The sequence below is a fragment of the Microbacterium sp. MMO-35 genome, assembly GCF_037147555.1.
Lineage (GTDB): Bacteria > Actinomycetota > Actinomycetes > Actinomycetales > Microbacteriaceae > Microbacterium.
This window is the reverse complement of record NZ_JBBCVH010000032.1, coordinates 1-1,054: the sequence shown is the minus strand read 5'-3', so window position 1 is coordinate 1,054 and position 1,054 is coordinate 1. Positions and strand designations below refer to the sequence as shown.

1 protein-coding gene is annotated in these 1,054 nt (G+C 67.9%); it reads left to right on the top strand.

The window, feature by feature from the left end; translation table 11 throughout:
- Positions 1 to 1,054 (top strand): ABC transporter ATP-binding protein (locus tag WFJ01_RS19030; protein ID WP_336630048.1); only part of this gene is annotated, 1,054 nt, incomplete at both ends.

Genomic DNA, 1,054 nt, shown 5'->3' with positions numbered 1-1,054 from the left:
GCGATCAGATTGACCGGACTCACGCGTGCGTTCGGGTCTGTGACTGCTGTGGATGGTGTGGATCTGGAGATCGCGGAGGGGGAGTTCTTCTCGATGCTGGGTCCTTCGGGGTCTGGGAAGACGACCGTGCTGCGGTTGATCGCGGGGTTCGAGCAGCCCACGGCCGGCACGGTGGAGTTGTTCGGGGAGGATGTGACGACGAGGGCGCCGTTCGATCGGGATGTGAACACGGTGTTCCAGGATTACGCGTTGTTCCCGCATATGAGCGTGCTGGACAACGTGGCGTACGGGTTGCGGGTGCGTGGTGTCCGTGCGAAGGAACGGCGGGAGCGTGCGCGGAGGGCGCTGGCGAGCGTGCGTCTGGAGCATGTCGCCGATCGCAGGCCCAGCCAGCTCTCCGGGGGGCAGCGGCAGCGGGTCGCGCTGGCGCGTGCCACGGTCGTGGAGCCGAAGGTGCTGCTGCTGGACGAGCCTCTGGGGGCGTTGGATCTGAAGCTGCGGGAGCAGATGCAGGTCGAGTTGAAGCAGATCCAGCGCGATCTGGGGATCACGTTCATCTTCGTGACCCACGATCAGGAGGAGGCGCTGACGCTGTCGGATCGGATCGCGGTGTTCAGCGCGGGACGGATCGAGCAGTTGGGTACCCCGTTCGAGCTGTACGAGAGGCCGGTGTCCCGGTTCGTCGCGGATTTCGTGGGGACCTCGAACCTGTTCGACGACGTGACCAGCGAGGTCGTCCTCGGCCGGGCGGGGCATCATTCCCTGCGTCCGGAGAAGATGCTCGTCGGTGCCGGCCCGTCGACGGAGGCGGGGTCGCGGTCGGCGGCGGGGGTGGTCGCGGAGGCGATCTATCTCGGTTCCGGGGTGCGGCTGGTCGTGGATCTGGACCAGGGGCCGCGGGTCGCGGTGCTGCAGCAGAACGCCGGTGGTCGCGCGCACGGGAGCCATGGCGACCGGGTGTTCGTGTCCTGGCGGGACGCGGACGTCGTCGCCCTGGGCGACGCACCCATCGCCGAGCAGAACGACACCCCCTCCCGCACCATCCGCACAGTCG